Below are 18559 nucleotides of genomic sequence, written 5' to 3'. Positions count from 1 at the left end.
CGAATGAGTATTCAACTATCCTACATAGGCTTGATAATCAGCTTAGCACTTGCGTTCATTCGCCTAATACTGGGTCCCACATTGGCTGATCGTGTTGTCGCTTTAGATTTGATTTCATTTGTCACTATCGGTTTTATTGCCGTGTATACACTGGACAGCGGTCAAAAACCACTGCTCGATGTTGCTATCACACTCGCTTTAGTTGCATTTCTTGGCACTATTGCCTTTGCACGGCTTATCACCAAGCAAAAACAGGATAAGGGCTAACAATGGAGATTTTAATAAGCATACTTTTACTTTTTGGAACCTTCTTTACCCTTGTTGCCAGTCTCGGTATCGTTCGAATGCCGGATCTTTATACTCGGATGCATGCTGCCACAAAAGCAGGTACCGTAGGCATTTGCTTCCTATTATTAGCGGTATCCTTTTCAATACCTGAGGTCACCGTTATCTCGCGCGTTATCGGCACAATACTATTCCTTTTTATCACAGCACCTGTAGCTGCCCACTTGCTCGGTAAAGCGATGCACCAAATAAACTATAAGATTTGGCGCAATAAGGACCAATAGCCCTTAACGTTAACCATTTTTAGCCCAAGCAATCACTAAAGCACTCATTCTTATCATCTTTAAAATGATCAACGTCTCAGATCCCACGATCAATTAACAATAATTTTTCCACTCCGTCCATTAGATATACACTTTATATACAATCGGTTTGCTATGGGCGTACCTATGTTTCGAAATCTTCGTATTCAAGCCATGTTCAAAGAAATAAAGAGATGGCTAACTAAACGTCTTATTTGGCGTATTTTATTTATCGCGCTATTCAGCGTACTGATTAATGCCGCACAGTTTTATTTCTTCTATGCACAGACTCTGGAAGTATTAGCGCAGCAATTATCGTTTCAGTTACTCCCTGAAGAACTCAATGCGGTGGCACAGTCTCTACCTTCAATGTACGAGGCAATGAGCAACTGGTTAGTTTTATTACTCCTATTACAATTGGCGCTGGCCACTTGGGCTGGGTGTTGGCTTAGCTACCGCCTTTATGGGCCCGTCGAACGCATTCGCAATGCATTAGTTGATATTTCCTTGGGTAAATTATCGGCTGAAATACAAATCCGTAAAGGTGATGAACTCACCGATATCGCTGAAGACATCAACAATAGCTCAGCACGTATTCAAGTCATGGTCATGAGCATGAAGGAGAACCTTGCAATGCTCGATACTTATGATTTACCCAAAGAGCATAACATCCACCTGGAAACCATTCGAAGCAATCTAGAATACTTTGAAACACTGGAACTAGATTATAAAGCGGAGGGTAAATGCGAAGTGGAGCGTGATAATGAGCCTGCGCTCTAATATCTACTCCTACATCAATAATAAAGGTGTACTCTTCTCCCTTTTCTTGACCGCAATTTTTATGTCCGGATTTCCTGTTTCTTCCCATGCACAAACAACTCATGACATGATTGGCGAAGGCATACAGCTGATACAGAGTGGTAAGTTAACGGCTGCCAAAGCGCAATTATCCCGCGCGGACCTCCCACATAAAGGCGAAGCGATTTTTTTAGCAGCGCGTATAGCCGAATACGAGCGAAAATGGACACAAGCAATGGCACTCTATCGGCAATATTTGAGTGAGGATCCTTTCAGCGTTCACCGCCTCGAAGCACGTGCGGCCTTTGCCCTACTACGTGCCTATAGAAGTGATCCTCTTCTTGCAGATTTCTTATACCTCATCCAGTTACGAGATCAGAATGCTGTAGAGACTATGCAGCAGGCGAGTTCACGTCTGTATGCGAGCCACCCCACCCAGCCATTAGCCATCCGTGGACAAATATTAATGGCCCATACACTTCTCGAACATGCACAACAGCCATACAAAGCGTTGGATTTATATCTAAAAGTTGCAGATGCAACCGCCTCCATGGAAGCCGATTGGTATATACAGGCAACATTTGGTGCTGTTTTTTCAGCATTGAGGACAAGCCAAAATACAATGGCACGGGATCTATTTAACCAGCTACAAGTGAAGCTCGACTCCAGCTGGGCCAACCGCAATAGCCTTCTTGCCCGCAGCTGGCAGCAGCGGTTAAATGCCATGGCATTCATGCTTAATCTTCAACCAGAGGATACAGGCTTTTCAGGTACCCCCTTTTTATGGGGAATCGGAGCACGTTTGTTACTCGATAATCCCGTAGGGAGTGGGCAAAACTTCACGCCAATCTGGGAGACCTTATCAAAGCAGGGACTACCCGTAAGAAGCGTCACTCTGTGGATCACCCAAAACAGTGATTGGCATTGGTTACGGAAGGATCTTCTACGTGGTGCCCATGCCAATGGCTATATACCGATGATCAATTATTGGTTCTTTGGCGATAAAATTAGCCCTGATTACGTGCAGGCAAACCGTAAACGCTACCTTGATGAAGTCAAAAACAAGCTTATCCCTTTGCTTCAAGATCTCCCACAGGCTTACCTGATCCTCGAACCCGAATTTAATAAGCAAGGTATAGAAAGTTGGGATGGCTGGGATCCGCTGATGCTTGAGGTAATAGCCCTTATCCGTCAAGGCGCACCGCAGGTAAAAATTGGCCTTGGCCTTGGCGACTGGGATCAGCCAGGCAGTACACCAAGCTATGCCAGCGCGCAAAAGAGTATTGAGACCAGTGACTTTGTTGCCAGCATGCTGATGCTATCAAGCTACACAGAACGGGTCCATTCTGCACCTGATTGGTCTGCGTGGGTAAGAGCGCTACGACTGGGAGAACGCTTACAACAACGATTCAACAAGCCTTGGATGCTCGCTTATCTGTCAATTGCCTCTCAACCTAACTGGGAAGCGCAGCAGGCCAACGAACTGCAAAAGCTCAATGACTATCTACCGATGCTTCAAAAACTTGGCCTATTTGCGCTCAACTGGTTTTCCCTTACCGATGAGCCACAACAACAAGGTTGGTTTGCCGATGCAGAACAAAGCTTCGGACTGCTCTCTGCTAATTACCAACCTAAAGCGTCGCTTGAGATCTATAAACAGCTAGTCGATAAACACAGCCACAATGATTTAACCCCCGAATTATTGAAATATAACGTCACTAAAGCCCCAACGCCTGTCATTACGCCACTGAAAATAAACGCTGAATTTTCTCATTGGGCTATGTGGGAATTAACCATCGCTCAAGGAGATAACCTCTGGGAAGCAACAGGGATTGGAGATTCGATGGATCTTAATTGGCATGGGCAAATGCTGCCGAACTGGGCTAATTCAGGTCCAATTTCGGTGACTTTGAAGCTTAACGGGCAAATCGTTCAACAGTCCGTTGCTCCATGGGATGGGACACTCAGTAACCCCTCCATTATCAATGAAAGCCTGACCCTCAGCACGTGGCAAACATGGCAAAAAGAACCCAGACAAAACCTCAAGCCATCATTACTCGGACATCAAGGAAGTGGTTCTATTGAAATCGTAATATCAGGGGCGAGCCCTAAGCAATTATCAGCGTTACACGTTGGCTTGATTGATAGTGAAGGATTTTCACAAACACTTTCATCCTCGGGGTATATCTATTCCCAGAGAGATAAAGCGTCAAATAACGATATTGTGGCGATTAATATTCCATTAAACGACTTCCAATATTCTTGGGTAAAGTATGAGGATGGCATACCTGAATGGAGAGAGCATCCAATAGGTAAATTAGCTATCGTGCTGCAGAACAGCGGTCCTTCCCCTATTCCATTTGAAGTAAGAACACTTCATTGCCTTTTGCCTTGATATGGATTAATTGAATGCGACCAGAGGGAATATCTCTGGCCGCATTATCGCAATCTCATTAATAGCTATGATTCACGAGTGAGGTTAGCTGCTTACTGGAATGACACATTTGATATTACTGACAGGTGGTCAGAAGCATAGATCCCATCTTTGATCACACTGCGGTATTCAAATGAATTTACCGCTAGTTTATCATTCACAAAAATATAATCGATATCTTCTGACTTCTCCTTACCATATCCATGGTAGGTAAATACCTGCTCTTTATTGCCATTTACACCGCTAAAAGGCACTGTTGTGATCTCACGAGCGTCATGATACAAGTCCGTCAGGGCCTGGTAAGACGCAGTATCGCTGCGCTCAAAGTTCAAGTCGCCCAGAACAATGACGGCATCGCCTGCTCCGCTAGTGATCTCATCAGCTTTTTGGCTCAGTAACTTCGCACTCTCTTGACGGGCTGTTTTGCCGATATGGTCAAAATGGGCATTGAACACAAGCACCCGCTTACCCGTTGCTACCTCTTCCAGCCGAACCCAAGTGGTGATTCGGGTCAAATCCGCATCCCAACCGACACTGGCGACAACTTGCGGTGTCTCAGACAACCAGAATGTACCGCCACCAAGTTTTATATATTTATCATTGCGGTAAAAGATCGGAACAGCTTCCCCTTGTGCATTACCATCATCGCGTCCCGCACCTACCCAGCTATAATCGGGTAATTGGCGAGCTAGAAACTCAATTTGATCGCTGAATGCTTCTTGTAGTCCGGCGATGTCGTTTTGAGCAACAATACTCGCCACCACTGCCTTGCGATTGTCCCACGTGTTGTTGCCATCGTATTCGCTACCCACAACACTGTCTTTGCTGTTACGGATATTGAACGACATAACATCGAAGTCTGCTGCAACTGCGGGGAGTCCAAGAACTAAAAGTAAAGCCATTGCTATTTTGTTCATCATTAATTTCTCCATTAATGATTTTCTGACAAGGCAGGAAAGTAAGCGCTTTCCTGCTCCAATTTCATTTTGGTGAGTTATGAATTACCGCTTCAGATCGGTGATCGTTCCTTTATCCATATCCAGTTTGAAGTGATAACTTGGCTGGCCATTGGCAAACTTCGTCAAGATGCCAAATAAGCCACCGAAACGTTGCTTGAACACATCACCAAACTGCGTCGAGTCAGAAACAGCGCCCGCTTGATCTGCTAAGGTACTCGCCAGCAACTTATACTGTGGCATCCGGTTACGATCGATATCTTTGAAAGCCAACTCATCTGCATTTCTCAGGCGATAAAAATCAACCGCGAAGTCAAACCCATTCCACTTGGCAAAGTCATCCAGTTTCAAGCCATTGTCTGCGGCTAACTGCTTCGCGTTGGATTCAGCCTGCTTCCAAGCTTTAGTAAAATCAGGATCCTTAATGCTCGACGGTTCGAAGGCAACAGATGTTTCTTGGCAGATCTCAACCGCTTGCTGGCCTTCGGTAAGCGTCGTTACCTGCTGTTGAGTTAACGGGCTATCCAATTGGCTCAGAATCAACATCTGACGGCCATCCAGCGCAAAGACCATCTGCTTCAAATCACACGGCCACTCTTCTGGCAAGAATCGCATTCGGGTCAGTTCCGTAATGTGCCAATTAGTGAACTCGTAGTAATCCTTCGATGTCAGCACATCCTTATTCCAGATCTCCTCGCTACCCTTGGCTTTGAGATGCTGCCACTCTTCTTCATAATGCTCGAACAACTCGTCGAAGCGTGGCACCTTATCCAAAATAACGGTTTCAACCTCGACTTGGTTTTCCGTTTTGAAACTCAACAGCTTATACGCAGGTACATAGGCTGCCATCGACGGGGCCTGGATATTGAACAAGAACGAGCCATCGTCGTAATGCTTGACGCCAGTATCGTTGAAGTGCATATGGCCACCAACATGCAGCCTGATCCCTGTTTTTGCTAATGCCTCGCTCACATCTTCTTTCGGAGAGCGAGCAAGCTGGAAGTTACCCGGACCAAAAATATCTTCTATGGTCTCTGCAGCACCGTTATAAAACTCCGTCATCGGGAAGTGACTGAAAGCCACTAGCGTCTTACCCTCAGCATTTGCCCGCTCGACCACGGTTTTCATCCATTCGATGACATGCTGCTTATGAGTAAGCATTTTGTTATATCCCGCATTTCCTGAGCCCGCGAAGTTAGACGCAAGTTCTGGCTGCTGAGTGTCGGCGTCAGCGCTGGGGATATACACATTAGCGTCTATCGCAAGTAGCCATAACCCTTCTACAGGTTCAACCAGATAGCTGGTATCAGGTACCATGAAACAGGCGGAATAGTTAGGCTGCTTATATTCGCCACCAGTCCCTTGGTGACAAATTTCATACTGTCGTTGGTCATACTTCGATTGGGCGAGTGCTTTGTCAAAGTTGTAATTAGACTGGGAGTAGGAAGAGTATGGGGTCTCCCAGTACAGGTTTGATGGCTGCGGGAAGAAACCAAAATCACCTAACTCCGCCATTAAGCCTTCGTACCCCAACTCGCGGATTTCCTCGGTGCAAATTGTCGGCAGTTCGTAACCAGCTTTGATCACTGCTGTTTCGCCATCGTATCCGACACACTCATTGGCACCTTTACTGAAGATCCGCTGAGTTTTACCATCGACGCCTAGGAAATCCCCTTCCCCGCTAGGCCGGTCGAAAGGACGGACGGGATCATGATTACCAGGAGCGGCAAAGAACTCGATATCGTAAGTTTTCGCGTAGTGGTCGAGAATAGTTTTCAGGCCACGAATATGGAGCGGTTGGCCATCATCACTAAAATCTCCCGGTAACGCGATATACTTCACGCCCCGCTTGGCAGCATCATCGAGAGCGGCAAGCAAGGCAAAGTAGTTTTCATTAAACAGACGTGTGGATGTAAGTTGAGCATGCATGCTACGGATCGTTGCATTCTCACCACTGTGGCTATTTTTCAGGCCGTCGAAACTACCATCGGTAAAATCACCGTATACGTCATGAAAATGAATATCGGGCATAAAGGCGACTTGCACTTGTTCTGCGGCAAAGGCAGACCCCATAGTCATCGATAGTAAGAGCGCAACACTGCTTTTTCTGAACCTTTTCATTAAGGTATCTCCGTGAAGGTAATATTATTGGGCTCGGGTAATTTTGAATTTCGGTTTTGATTCTTCTTGTTTTTTAGGTAGCTCTTCACCTTTGAAGACTAATAAAGAGCCAGCAGCAATAATCCCAGAGCCAACGGCTATCGCTACTACGTACACCAGCCAATTTTCAACGGCCAGCCAACCATAAAATCCTGAGATGGGTGCGCGGTTTACTGCACCTAATCCAACAGCCAACGATGCGCCGACAGCCGAACCGATGACGTTAACAATGATGATCTTTGGATTTGCCAGAGCAAATGGGATCGCCCCTTCTGAAACCCCAATTAACCCCATCAAGGTTGATGCCTTACCTGCATCTTGTAGGGAGTGAGGAAAACGGTGTTTCCAAATAAGCGTGGCAACACCGATACCAATAGGTGGAATAATGATCGCAACTTGTGCGGCGGTATTTGGGTCATAGATGCCTGAAGCCAGCATCGCCATGGCAGTTGTCACAGCGGCCTTATTAATTGGGCCACCTAAGTCAAATCCCACCATGCCACCAACAACGGCTGCCAAGACAATTTTATTGCCATCAGACATGCTAAGTAGCCAGCTTTCCAAACCACGATTCATTGCAGCAAGCGGGTCACCGATGATGTACATCATGACTAGGCAAGCCAGCAAAGTACCACCTACCGGAATAATGAAAATTGGCCCCGCCGATGCGACAGATTTAGGCAGTTTGACTTTAGTAACCAGCATTTTGACGATATAGCCGGCGATAAAGCCCGCTGCCAATGCGCCAAGGAAACCCGTTCCCATCTCTTTTGCTAACAGGCCGGCGACCATACCCGGCGCGATACCGGGTTTATCTGCGATAGAGAAAGCAATGTAACCGGCAACGACAGGTAGCATTAGGCTTAATGCCAAACCACCAAAGCCATCAAATGCATGAAACATCCGAACTATGGCATTCGCCGCTTCGGCATGACTACCATCCCAAATATTATCGATGCCATAAAAAGAGGCGCCAATACGCGCGATCCCCATGATCACTGCCCCAGCAATGATCAAAGGCAGCATATAGGAAACCCCGGTCATAATGGCCGTTTTTATTTCATTCCCTACAGACTTTTCTTTTTTATTCATTGAAAACTTAGCCATTATTTATTTCCTCGCATAATGCTTCAAATACGGCATTTCCATGTTTAATTGGGTCAGCAACAGCGCACTCTAAAATTGGCAAACTTGAGAATCTGTCTTTTTTTGTAATAGCAATTTCAGCAGCAATAATACAGCCATCAGCACGCGCTATGTCTTCTTCGGTAATTTCATTTTCAATGCCTAAACTGCCTTGAGTTTCAACTTTGACTTCATGTCCTAATTCTTTACCTACCATAGCTAGTGACTCTGCTGCCATGTAAGTATGCGCGACACCCGTTGGACAAGCTGCTACACAAACAAAGTACATAATTAACCTCTTTAATTTTCACTCGGATAAAATAGAAAAAGCACAGTAAAGACATGATGCCTTTCTGTGCTTTTATTCGGTTTATTTCTTGGGTTTTATCTAGATTTATTTTCTGATGAGAAATGACGTGGCCAAGCAAATGAGTCGTTGAGACACTCTGCAATGTCTGCAGAGTGTATGCTGCTGACGGATCGCCCATGTTACGCTGGCAAGACAGCATCTGCGCGATTGAAGAGTTATCAACACCTCGTGATAAAACATTAAAATCAACAACTTGAATACCAATTCGAGATTGATGTTCAGCGATAGCAAGCAACTCACGAACAGGCTGCTTACCTGCTCTTCGAAATGATAACTGCTTAGTTACACTGTCCCACATCCCACTCCAGTGCTTAGCCAACGTATCTAGTTCATCAGTTTTGTTATATTCAGATTGGCTTAACTTTTCTAGTTCTGGTGTCAACGCAAGGCTAATATTTTCAATCATAGCAAGCATGGAAAAGAACCAGTCTTTTCCTTTCACTGACGCTATGAAAAAAAACAATACCACACGATGCATTGATATCACCTAAGCAAATATAAAGTTAACAAATTAATCCTATCAGTAATGCTCTTATTCAGTCTAAGACAAAGATCACATTACAGGGAGTATGTCTAAATCAAACGAACTACAAAGTAATATATAGAGATGTTCACTATAATAATTAACACCTTCCTATATTCATAAATATTTGTTTTATAAAATGGTTGGCCCTTCATTTGTTTTTGATTTCAATTTAAGAAGTAAAACAATACTAGAAAGAACCAGTGTAATACCATTGCCAAGCATTAGAGGAAGATCATGTGATAACAGCCCATAAATGAGCCAGCACAAGATGCCGAACACAAACAAGACATACATTGTCAATGAGATGCCTGCCGTATCTTTCGTCTTAATGGTGTGTAGCACCTGAGGAAGAAATGACAGAGTTGTACACGCTGCGGCAACGCTCCCCAACATGGTTGGGTGATCAATCATCACAGGTAGGCTGATAGCCAAAATTGTCATCACGACAACAACATTCAACGATATTACTTTCATCTTTTTCTAATCCAATTCTGATTCAATCGAATCACTTGTTGCTATAACTTATGCTACTTGCTCGTAAAGTACGCCTTTTAGAAGCGATACCGTATGTGCAGCAGTACTTTGGGCTTTGTTGAACTTGGTATCACTTTGCATGAGTGATTCTCTAAAATCACGATGCATCAGTTTTCGGGCCAACTTTGAAAAAATGTTCATATGTGTCCCTTCTTTGTCATGGCTGGAGATGGTTAACATGATTACTGTTGAAACCGTCTCGCCGTCTGCTTCATTCCATACGATAGGCTGAGCGAGGTGTGCAATTGAAATGCTGTTGTGGCTAACGGCTTCTGATTTACAGTGTGGAACAGCCACACCAAAGCCTAGTGAGGTGGCAAAAATCGCTTCCCTATCCCATATAGCCTGCTCGACTGAACCAGCATTGTCTGTTCTCCCCTGCACTTCCAAGTTATCCGTAAGCTGCTTAATCACGCCGGCTTTATCAAGCGCATCACACTGAATAACAAGCGGCTCAGCTAAAATTTCAAGTTGACTCTGCTGTTGCCAAAACCGATCAACTTCTGCTTTCACTTGTTCAACCGTTGATAGCGTACACACTGCTTCAAGTAGTTTACGGCAAGAAACATATTCAAGTGCAGCCAAGTCGGCACGGCGCTGAACAATGCTCGGTGAAGAAAGGCTGATTTCGTCAAATCCCATCGCTAGCAATAGCGGTAATGCCCTTTTATCACTTGCCATTTCGCCGCAAATACCCAGCTCAACACCGGCTTTTTTAGCCCTTTTTGCAATATCATGCAGAAATGCAATAAAGCCAGGATGCAGACTGTCATATAGCGCAGAGACTTTCCGGTTACCGCGATCACAGGCCATAAAATATTGAGTCAGGTCATTGCTTCCCACAGAGATGAAATCAATCATATCGGCAACTTTGTCGATCATATAACAAGCCGATGGCACTTCGACCATGATCCCTAGCCGCCACTGCCCGGTGATAACACCTTCGGAATGAAGCTTCTCTTCACATTGTTTGCAGATTTGATTAATCCATTGCACCTCTTCCACACAAGCAATCATCGGGATCATGATATTGACTACACCGTGACGTGAAGCCCTTAGCAAAGCACGGATTTGGCTTTCAACCATCGACTGATATTGTGGATACATACGCACTGCACGATAACCAAGGAAAGGGTTTTCCTCTGCAGGCAATTCCAAGTACGGCAACGGTTTGTCACCGCCGATATCAAGGGTTCGAATAATCACAGGCTTACCTGAAGCCGCTTCGATCACTTCCCGGTAAACGTCATACTGCTCATCTTCACTGGGTGCTTGCTCTTGGTCCATAAAGAGCATTTCGGTACGGAACAGTCCGATCCCTTCAGCCCCGCGATCAAATGCACTATCCGCTTCAAGCCCAACCGCAATGTTGGCGTACAAGGCCAAAGGGTGGCCATCTTTAGTCTGCCCTTTACTCATAGCAAAAGGCGTTAACAGGGCCTCTTTCGCTACCTGCTTGCGTTGTTCTAACAAATAGAACTGCGCAACCTTGTCATTAGGATCGCGGATCAGACAGCCAAAACGAGCATCTAATATCAGGCTCTGTGCATCATGGGCAAAAGCCTCTGCAGCCTCAACGGCTGTAAGCACAGGAATACCAAATGAGCGAGCCAAAATCACTGTATGCGACGTTTGTCCTGCTTCAGTTAACACGATTCCTTTTAGCAAGCACTTATCCAATGCCAAAAATTCACTCGGCGTCAGGTTGTCCGCTAGTAAGATACTGTCTTCCGACAAGGTTACAGGTTGCTGCAGCGCCTTTCCAACCACCAAGCTTGCTAGTCTTGTGCACAAGTCGTCGATGTCTAGGGCACGCTCACGCATATAGTTGCTCTGGCTTTTCAACATCGGGGCTTTCAGCTCATCTGATGCCTGTGCGATGGCAAGGATTGGGTTTGCCTGCTGGCTATATTTCGCCAGGGTTTCACTAAATAGGCTATCCCCGGCCATTTGTGAATGTGCTTTAAGGATCGTCAGCTCTTCATGGCTACCTGTTGCTTCAGCCTGGGTTATCGCCTCTTCAAGTTGCTGACAGAGTGTAAATAGTGCTTTAGTCAATGCCGTATCGGTGCTGCCATTGCAAGAAAACTCGGTATTCAGCGCAAGTTGATGCAAGTCAACCTGACGACAAACCACTGGGCGACCTTCACCAAAGCCGGTAGACACGATGCTGCCACGCACATACATTGGATCTGCTTTGCTCAGCGAAACCGGTAGTGGCTGATTTACATCTACAGCCAAACTCTCTAGCGGCGCATCGCAATGAGCAAATTCAGTATCAACAAAAGATTTAAGCGAATCACACGCAGCCTGTTCATCTTCACCATCAAACACAAACTGGCATTCATCCCCCAATACAACATCGGCGCCAACAAGTGACAGCACACTTTTTGCGTCTGCTTTCGTCCCTTTACTTTTATTCAATAGGGTGATCTGGCAACTAAAACGTTTTGCTCGATTCTCTATTTCTGCCGCTGGTCTGGCATGAATGCCATTTTCCAGTGGGTTGGTAAATTCAAATAATGTAGTCATGGTTGCCCCTTCGGGATTATTAGATAGTTTTTTGTTAGATAGTTTTATTCGATTTTTGTTATTCAATACAAATTTTGGGTGTAGAAGACCACTCACCCGAGCGATAGGACTTGGGTGAGGGGTAAGAACGAGTATTTCGATTATTTCTTCAAGCGCAGGCCAAGCATGCCTTGAGTCGGTATAACAGAGTCTGCCGTTACATCACCAACAATGCGCTCCATGCCATCAACTTGTTGGACTTCCCAGCCAGCAGGGAGCTCACCGAGAGCAACCTCACCCACACCTGTATTCATTAATCTGACAATCACACTTTGACTGTCGTCTTCACAAACCTTAACCGCACTCACTGTCACAGCAGGTTGATTCAGAGCGAATAAGCTGAATGTTTCAGGTGCCGTAAACATTGGAGGTGCAATCATAAATCGCTGCACAACGCCGTTATGCAAGGTCAACGGTGTGCTCAGCCATTCCTTGACGCGATGGCATAATCCAGCTTCATAAGCACTGCCGCTGAATGGGTAAAGCGCCAAACGGAAAGACAATGGCTGGCGAAGCTGGGAATCAGGGCTTGCATCAGGCAGCCCTGACAAGCGTCCAGGTCGGTATTTAAGATCAGGTTTACCTACAACGCCCATGGCTCGGAACAAAGTAATGGCAATCGAGTCTTCGTATTGCTGATATTCGCGAATACCATCCGTCATCACCGCGATCCCACCCTGCGTGGTTTCACCCGCAACAACACTTTGCATCGGGTAAATCGGCACTGGGCAAGATGTCCATTGCTGCTCTTGCCAGATCGATAACGCTGACTCGTCGTTACCTCGCTGAATTAACCCGATAGGCTGATCGGCAATACTCTGAGCGCGAGCAAAATCGCCATTCACATGCAGCTGAAGCCTATGATCGTTGACTTGGTTATCAAGCTCGATCGCAATATCGAGTTGCTCACAGCCCTTTTCCAGCCCCAGCACAACATCAAGGCTTTGTTTGACAGAACAACGCTGCTCAGCGCGCTCAGTTAGATCAACGGGCAACATTGCACAATAGGTAATACGGATTTCGGAACGCAGTGGACCATGGCAAACACGGACACTCTTGGCTTCTGCGGTAAAGCCGATTTGATAGTCATCATGCGGCTCAGAAAAGTCGTAGTTATCGCCATCATCCCCACCATCGACCAAAGTCAGGAGGTCATCCCAATACTGGCCGCTAGCCAAGCAAGTTAAGCTAACTTTGCCATGCATATCGACACTGACTGACAGGGCTTCGTTCGCAATGTTGGCCGATTTATCACTTTCTGGTTGAGTGCGATGGGTATCGTCTGCAGTCTCTTCAACATCAGCTAAGCGCTCGATTTTCAAGTTACGGTAACCACAAGCAGGTACGCCTTCCAAAGAGACCAAGACATTGTGGCGGTACCATGACCGAAAACGTTCATCACCCAAGGTGGTTGGATCTTGGACAATGGCATTGATATCCACCAAATCGCATGCGACAGATTGCGTTTCTACCTTTTGCTCACCGTCATAGATGGCAAACTGACGTGTCGGCAGCACCAATTCCAACTCAATTTGCACATTGCGACTGTATGGCAGTGGGTTGAAAACCAATACATACTCGCCGTCTTTGCCTGTCGTTGATGAATCAGCCAACTGCTTGAGGGTGATTTCCTTCAACCGTTCAGCATTCTCGCGAACAGCCTGAATACGTGCCTGCACCTGGCGATTCACCGAGTCGGTATTGCAACCACCGATTGAGTCATGGGCATGGCTCTGCATCAACTGTTTCCAGTTTTTCTCCATCAAACCATAGGGGTACTTCAGACCAAGTTGATTGGCGACAGTCAACAAAGGCTCAAGCTGGTTGATCAGCAGGTTCTCGACATCACTGTTGAGCTTTTTGATATCGTAGCGAGTGGAATATATGCCACGGTGAATACGGCTGTATTTACCATACAACATTTCGCTTTCAACCACAGGTAATGACCCGGTTGTCGTCCTGGCAAAGTAGTCATCAAAACTACACAGTTGATATTGGTAAGGACGCGCTTCATTTGCTTGCTTAATAGCTTGCACCGTTTCTCTTTGCCACGGCTTTTGATCGTGCCCTCCCATAAACAAGAAGTGCTCCCGATCCCCTGGCCAGAAACGCTCAGTCATTTTCTGATCAATACCGTCCAGGTGCGTATCCATCGGTTTCATACCTTGGAAGGCACTATAACCAAACTCGAGTACTGCCGTGGTCACTTCATTACCATCAGGTGCACGCCAAACAAACTCGGTATTCGCGCAAATCCCTTCCCAAATCCCGCGCCAGAACACGCACTTATCGATGTTGAAGTGTTGTAGGAGTTGAGGAAGTTGTTCACTTTGTCCAAAGGAGTCAGGCACATACCCTACTTTCATTATCGCGCCAAAGCGCTCAGCATCACGACAACCCCACAATAGATTCCTGATTTGAGATTCACCATGAACAACGCATTGGTCGGTTTGGGTATACCATGGGCCGACCAACAACTTACCTGACTTAACCAAAGCTTTAACCCTGTCAGTATCTTCAGGCACAACACTCAAGTAATCTTCGAGCATCACCGACTGACCATCGAGCACGAAACAAGGTAACCCTTCATCATTTTCCAATTGCTCTAGCATTTGCTGCATGGTAAACACCAGCAGCACCTGTGATTCCTCCGTACTGAAGTACCACTCCCGATCCCAGTGGGTATGAGGAACTATGTATGCTTTCTTATTCATTGACATTACGATTACCTTAAGCTGATTTTGCTGTCTGCGGTTGAACTTCAGCTTCTGCTGATTGCTTATTGAATTGTCGCTTCATCAATAGCGTGGTCGAGACCGCCACAAAGGCGACACCAGTCGCGATAGAAATGAGGTATAAGAAGAAGTTGGACGACAGAATAAGAGCAAGAATACCGGCAGCTGGCGCCTGAACAATTGAATCAAACATAATCACCATCGATGCGGCAATCGCACTACCGATAGTATTAATAATGATCAAAGCAGGGTTGGCTAAGATAAATGGTATGGCCCCCTCACTAATACCAACACATGACATCATCAGGGCTGCACGACCATTCTCTTGTAGCTCTTTGCTGTAATACTGCTTCGCAATAATCGTAGATAAACCAATACCAAACGGTGCAATCATGATGGCGATATGTGACGCAGTCACTGGCTCGAAGATGCCTTGGGCAAACAATCCTAGGCTGACGGTAATTGCCGCTTTGTTAATTGGCCCACCCAAATCAAACCCGACCATGGCACCTAATACCGCAGCCATAAGTACCTTGTTACCGCCGGACATACCCACCAACCAGTTTTCCAAACCGGTATTAAGGGCGATAAGCGGATAGCCGACAATATACTTCATCACAAAGAGGACGATGGCAGTACCAATCAGCGGAATAATAACCATAGGTAACAAACTGCGAAACTCTTTTGGCAGCTTGATATTAGCCAGCATCCAGCGGACCAAGTAACCAACCATCAAACCGCCGAGCAGTGCCCCTAAGAAACCCATCTGCATATCACGCGCCAGCATACCGGCAATTAACCCCGGTGCTATAGCGGGTTTTCCGGCTAAACCAAAACCAACAAAAGCAGCAATTACTGGGAATAATAATGTCAGGCCATATAAACCAAAGGTTTTTAAGTCATTTATTAATTGGGCAACTAAGGAATTGCTTTCTTTTAAATCGACACCGGTTATCGTTTCAAATAACGAGCCAAATGCTAACATCATGCCACCAGCTACAATAACTGGAATCATGTATGAAACACCGGTCATTAATGCTTCACGTAATTTATCTAATTCTGTTTTTTCTTTTTTTAGTAGTAGGGCCATGGTAATTATCCTTAATTATTATTAATTAAATGCATCATGGTTTCATATACTGCATCAGGCTGTTTGATCGGGTCTGCTACCGCACATTCCAAAATAGTAAGTGGCTCAAACCTATCCATCCCTTCCACTGCAACTTCGGCGGCAATGATCGCGCCATCAGCACGAGCGACATCATCTTCGGTGATCGCATTATCGATACCGGTACTGCCTTGGGTTTCTACTTTTACTTCCCAACCACGCTCTTTCCCCAGCACTTCAAGGGCTTCGGCTGCCATATAGGTATGGGCAATTCCAGTTGGGCACGCTGCTACACAAACGATATACATATTGACCTCGCTAGCAACTTGATAAGTTGCTGTTGTTATAAACAAAAAAAGCAGCAACCATCTTGCGATGATTGCTGCTCAATTGATGGATGCTAACGTTAACTACATTGCTTTTATTAGCATTTTCACGACCAAGTGATACAGTTCCATTTGCCATAGACATAACTGCATTCGCTGGTGCATAGCGATAGAAACACACCAAAGAACTGGCCGAAACTTGTTTAGCAAAATATAGGTATGTCAGCGACAGTAAGGAAAACAAGGTGCGGATTTGTGCCGCACAGCATTGATGATTGCGTTTCCAGCGAGTGCAAGAAACATCACACCAGTACCTGACGTGCTTACCAAGCATGTCACCAACACGAATATACAGCTGGTTATAATCCGACGCTATCTCATCCAGCTCCTTATCAGAGCTGGAGACTAGACTTTCACTGGCATTGATACAGGCACACGAATAAATAGCATTAACCAGAGTGCGTAAAACACCCTGGATAAATACTAATAGCGTGGCTGAATCAAATTTCATCGAAGTATCCCCTGTAAAGATACGCAAATCTTATACAGTTAAACTCAATTAAGATGTGATGAGATTCACAAATGATTACAAGCGCACTATTTAAATTATCATTAATTACAATATCGCTATTTTCCCATTAGAGATATCGTACATTGCACCGACGAGTTTAATCGCACCCTTTGTTTCTAAATCTCGTATTGTCTCGCTATTATTTCTTATTTCATCCAAGGTTAATTGAACATTTGTTTTTGCGACGGCATCAACAAAATCATAATTCTCAGGCGTTCGTTCCCCATCAAATTTAGTTTCACTAACTGCTGGCTTAATCTTATCAAGTAATGAGGTCAGATTGCCCAGTTCAACATTGGCTATTGCACCTTGGACAGCACCGCATTTAGTGTGCCCCATCACCATTATGACTTTTGCACCCGCAACAGCTGTGGCAAATTCCATACTCCCTAAGATGTCACTGTTGGACACGTTACCGGCTACACGGCTATTGAATACTTCGCCAATTCCAGCATCCAAAACGATTTCTGCTGGGGCCCTAGAGTCAATACAACTTAAAATAACCGCTGATGGGTATTGGCCTTGTTGGCTTGTTCTTTTCTGCGCGAGGTAATCATGCCCAACCGCCTTCCCGGTTACGAACCGCTGATTCCCATCGACCAAGGATTTAACCACCTGGTCTGGAGTCATTGCATCACGCTCTTCTTTTGTTAACGAGGCAGCATAAGACACAGATGGCAATCCACCAACAGCCGCAAAAGCCACTGCACCGGCTGATAACTTCAGTAAGTTTCGCTTTGATAAGTCAAATGAACAGCTTTTATTACACATCCAATACATCCTGAATACTAGGTAAGTGAAGTACTTGAATATGCACAAGAATTGTATAAAAAAGAGACACGAAATATTAGCAAATATATCAGCGTTACACACCAGTATTGTTGAACAGCCCCAACCTCACCTTACTCGTTACCAAACTGGGTGGCTAATCATGAAATAAGATTAAGATTGATTTACATTTACTTGAGATAGAGGAGCTCAGAAAAACGCAGGGTTTACCCTGCGCGATTAATATAGAACATCCGTAACCAGCTTCATCCCTGATATGAACAAGAATAAGTAACATAACCGGTAAACCACATCTTGGCTAACACGATGAAGTAACCACACCCCCATATAAACCCCAACCGGAGCGAGAGGCATGAGTACCAATGCTGTCATCAAGTTCGTGGTATCAAACTCCCCGAGCAAGCTATAGGGAATAAGCTTGGCTAAATTGATAATGGCAAATAACACAGCCATAGTGGCAATCAAGCTGACTTTCTCAAGCCGCAGCGGTAGCAAGTAAATACTGGCAGGTCCACCGCCGGCATGGATGGCAGTACTGGAAAAACCAGACAAGCTGCTCCACCACCATGCACTTGCTTTACCTGGCTTGCTATCTTGCTGACTGCCACCCAACACATACTGCAAGCAAAATAGCAGCGACAGCACGCCGATCAATAGTTTAAGTCCGGACTCAGGGGTAACACTGAGGAATAAGCCCGCCAGTAATACCCCTAATAAGGAACCCGGCAGCATTTGGCGCAAGATCGAATAGTCTACACTACGGTAGTGTTGCTTAACAGCAAACGCATCCATGACACAAAGTATAGGAAGTAAGATAGCGGCGGCTTGTGTTGGCGAAACCACTAGAGCCATCAAAGGAACCGCAATGATCCCAAGTGCTCCGCCCAAACCGCCTTTACCAATCCCATAAATCAATACAGCAGGTACGGCAGTAATATAAAACCAAGGATCGGTAACAATCATCTCAGC

The 18559-nt window shown here is 45.5% G+C and carries 17 protein-coding genes; 4 read left to right on the top strand and 13 right to left on the bottom strand.

The window, feature by feature from the left end; all coding sequences use genetic code 11:
• Positions 1–3 precede the first annotated feature (3 nt).
• The 4 genes from L4D79_RS01810 (at position 4) to L4D79_RS01795 (ending at position 3780) form a co-directional block, all read left to right on the top strand.
• Complete coding sequence (locus L4D79_RS01810) at positions 4–267, top strand: monovalent cation/H+ antiporter complex subunit F (protein ID WP_428646563.1); 264 nt, start codon at positions 4–6, stop codon at positions 265–267.
• Positions 268–269: 2 nt separating this feature from the next.
• The gene (gene mnhG, locus L4D79_RS01805; RefSeq protein WP_428646560.1) at positions 270–569 is read left to right on the top strand and encodes a monovalent cation/H(+) antiporter subunit G; all 300 of its coding nucleotides are present in this window, start codon (positions 270–272) and stop codon (positions 567–569) included.
• A gap of 165 nt (positions 570–734) precedes the next feature.
• Positions 735–1367 carry a methyl-accepting chemotaxis protein gene (locus tag L4D79_RS01800; protein ID WP_428646558.1) on the top strand — a complete coding sequence of 211 codons (633 nt, stop codon included), beginning with the start codon at positions 735–737 and terminating at the stop codon, positions 1365–1367.
• The gene (locus L4D79_RS01795) at positions 1351–3780 is read left to right on the top strand and encodes a tetratricopeptide repeat protein (protein ID WP_428646555.1); all 2430 of its coding nucleotides are present in this window, start codon (positions 1351–1353) and stop codon (positions 3778–3780) included. The genes L4D79_RS01800 and L4D79_RS01795 overlap by 17 nt, the downstream gene beginning before the upstream one ends.
• A 92-nt stretch (positions 3781–3872) precedes the next feature.
• On the opposite strand, the gene L4D79_RS01790 is transcribed toward L4D79_RS01795, so the two are convergent.
• The 13 genes from L4D79_RS01790 to L4D79_RS01730 form a co-directional block, all read right to left on the bottom strand.
• Positions 3873–4739: an endonuclease/exonuclease/phosphatase family protein gene (locus L4D79_RS01790; protein ID WP_428646553.1), complete on the bottom strand. Its 867-nt coding sequence runs from the start codon at positions 4737–4739 to the stop codon at positions 3873–3875.
• A gap of 81 nt (positions 4740–4820) precedes the next feature.
• Positions 4821–6896, bottom strand: a complete 2076-nt coding sequence (locus L4D79_RS01785; RefSeq protein WP_428646550.1) for a metallophosphoesterase — start codon at positions 6894–6896, stop codon at positions 4821–4823.
• A gap of 24 nt (positions 6897–6920) precedes the next feature.
• Complete coding sequence (locus tag L4D79_RS01780) at positions 6921–8042, bottom strand: PTS fructose transporter subunit IIC (protein ID WP_428646548.1); 1122 nt, start codon at positions 8040–8042, stop codon at positions 6921–6923.
• A complete protein-coding gene (locus L4D79_RS01775) occupies positions 8035–8298 on the bottom strand; it encodes a PTS fructose transporter subunit IIB (RefSeq protein ID WP_428646545.1) in 264 nt (87 codons plus the stop codon). Before L4D79_RS01775 ends, L4D79_RS01780 begins: the two co-directional genes overlap by 8 nt.
• Positions 8267–8908 carry a hypothetical protein gene (locus L4D79_RS01770; RefSeq protein ID WP_428646543.1) on the bottom strand — a complete coding sequence of 214 codons (642 nt, stop codon included), beginning with the start codon at positions 8906–8908 and terminating at the stop codon, positions 8267–8269. Before L4D79_RS01770 ends, L4D79_RS01775 begins: the two co-directional genes overlap by 32 nt.
• Before the next feature lie 177 nt (positions 8909–9085).
• A complete protein-coding gene (locus tag L4D79_RS01765; RefSeq protein WP_428646540.1) occupies positions 9086–9430 on the bottom strand; it encodes a SemiSWEET transporter in 345 nt (114 codons plus the stop codon).
• 48 nt (positions 9431–9478) lie between these two features.
• On the bottom strand, positions 9479–12022 hold the full coding sequence (ptsP, locus tag L4D79_RS01760) for a phosphoenolpyruvate--protein phosphotransferase (RefSeq protein ID WP_428646537.1): 2544 nt from the start codon (positions 12020–12022) through the stop codon (positions 9479–9481).
• 140 nt (positions 12023–12162) lie between these two features.
• Positions 12163–14781: a glycoside hydrolase family 38 N-terminal domain-containing protein gene (locus L4D79_RS01755; RefSeq protein WP_428646534.1), complete on the bottom strand. Its 2619-nt coding sequence runs from the start codon at positions 14779–14781 to the stop codon at positions 12163–12165.
• Positions 14782–14791: 10 nt separating this feature from the next.
• Positions 14792–15886 carry a PTS fructose transporter subunit IIC gene (locus tag L4D79_RS01750; RefSeq protein ID WP_428646532.1) on the bottom strand — a complete coding sequence of 365 codons (1095 nt, stop codon included), beginning with the start codon at positions 15884–15886 and terminating at the stop codon, positions 14792–14794.
• A gap of 11 nt (positions 15887–15897) precedes the next feature.
• Complete coding sequence (locus L4D79_RS01745) at positions 15898–16212, bottom strand: PTS fructose transporter subunit IIB (protein WP_428646530.1); 315 nt, start codon at positions 16210–16212, stop codon at positions 15898–15900.
• Positions 16213–16222: 10 nt separating this feature from the next.
• Positions 16223–16741 (bottom strand): hypothetical protein, encoded by a 519-nt coding sequence (locus L4D79_RS01740; RefSeq protein WP_428646527.1) that lies wholly within the window; start codon positions 16739–16741, stop codon positions 16223–16225.
• Between the two features lie 105 nt (positions 16742–16846).
• A complete protein-coding gene (locus tag L4D79_RS01735) occupies positions 16847–17572 on the bottom strand; it encodes a carbonic anhydrase family protein (protein WP_428646525.1) in 726 nt (241 codons plus the stop codon).
• A 237-nt stretch (positions 17573–17809) separates the two neighbouring features.
• Positions 17810–18553, bottom strand: a complete 744-nt coding sequence (locus L4D79_RS01730) for a sulfite exporter TauE/SafE family protein (RefSeq protein WP_428646522.1) — start codon at positions 18551–18553, stop codon at positions 17810–17812.
• Positions 18554–18559: the final 6 nt, after the last annotated feature.

This window comes from Photobacterium satsumensis (genome assembly GCF_050336935.1).
GTDB lineage: Bacteria > Pseudomonadota > Gammaproteobacteria > Enterobacterales > Vibrionaceae > Photobacterium > Photobacterium satsumensis.
Note: the sequence above shows the minus strand (reverse complement) of the source record. Positions and strands in the feature narration are given on the sequence as shown.

Bases quoted from the DNA above. Each gene is read 5' to 3' on its own strand.
- L4D79_RS01810 (WP_428646563.1), top strand. From the start codon at position 4: ATGAGTATTCAACTATCCTACATAGGCTTGATAATCAGCTTAGCACTT.
- mnhG (WP_428646560.1), top strand. From the start codon at position 270: ATGGAGATTTTAATAAGCATACTTTTACTTTTTGGAACCTTCTTTACC.
- L4D79_RS01800 (WP_428646558.1), top strand. From the start codon at position 735: ATGTTTCGAAATCTTCGTATTCAAGCCATGTTCAAAGAAATAAAGAGA.
- L4D79_RS01795 (WP_428646555.1), top strand. From the start codon at position 1,351: ATGAGCCTGCGCTCTAATATCTACTCCTACATCAATAATAAAGGTGTA.
- L4D79_RS01790 (WP_428646553.1), bottom strand. From the start codon at position 4,739: ATGATGAACAAAATAGCAATGGCTTTACTTTTAGTTCTTGGACTCCCC.
- L4D79_RS01785 (WP_428646550.1), bottom strand. From the start codon at position 6,896: ATGAAAAGGTTCAGAAAAAGCAGTGTTGCGCTCTTACTATCGATGACT.
- L4D79_RS01780 (WP_428646548.1), bottom strand. From the start codon at position 8,042: ATGGCTAAGTTTTCAATGAATAAAAAAGAAAAGTCTGTAGGGAATGAA.
- L4D79_RS01775 (WP_428646545.1), bottom strand. From the start codon at position 8,298: ATGGCAGCAGAGTCACTAGCTATGGTAGGTAAAGAATTAGGACATGAA.
- L4D79_RS01770 (WP_428646543.1), bottom strand. From the start codon at position 8,908: ATGCATCGTGTGGTATTGTTTTTTTTCATAGCGTCAGTGAAAGGAAAA.
- L4D79_RS01765 (WP_428646540.1), bottom strand. From the start codon at position 9,430: ATGAAAGTAATATCGTTGAATGTTGTTGTCGTGATGACAATTTTGGCT.
- ptsP (WP_428646537.1), bottom strand. From the start codon at position 12,022: ATGACTACATTATTTGAATTTACCAACCCACTGGAAAATGGCATTCAT.
- L4D79_RS01755 (WP_428646534.1), bottom strand. From the start codon at position 14,781: ATGTCAATGAATAAGAAAGCATACATAGTTCCTCATACCCACTGGGAT.
- L4D79_RS01750 (WP_428646532.1), bottom strand. From the start codon at position 15,886: ATGGCCCTACTACTAAAAAAAGAAAAAACAGAATTAGATAAATTACGT.
- L4D79_RS01745 (WP_428646530.1), bottom strand. From the start codon at position 16,212: ATGTATATCGTTTGTGTAGCAGCGTGCCCAACTGGAATTGCCCATACC.
- L4D79_RS01740 (WP_428646527.1), bottom strand. From the start codon at position 16,741: ATGAAATTTGATTCAGCCACGCTATTAGTATTTATCCAGGGTGTTTTA.
- L4D79_RS01735 (WP_428646525.1), bottom strand. From the start codon at position 17,572: ATGTGTAATAAAAGCTGTTCATTTGACTTATCAAAGCGAAACTTACTG.
- L4D79_RS01730 (WP_428646522.1), bottom strand. From the start codon at position 18,553: ATGATTGTTACCGATCCTTGGTTTTATATTACTGCCGTACCTGCTGTA.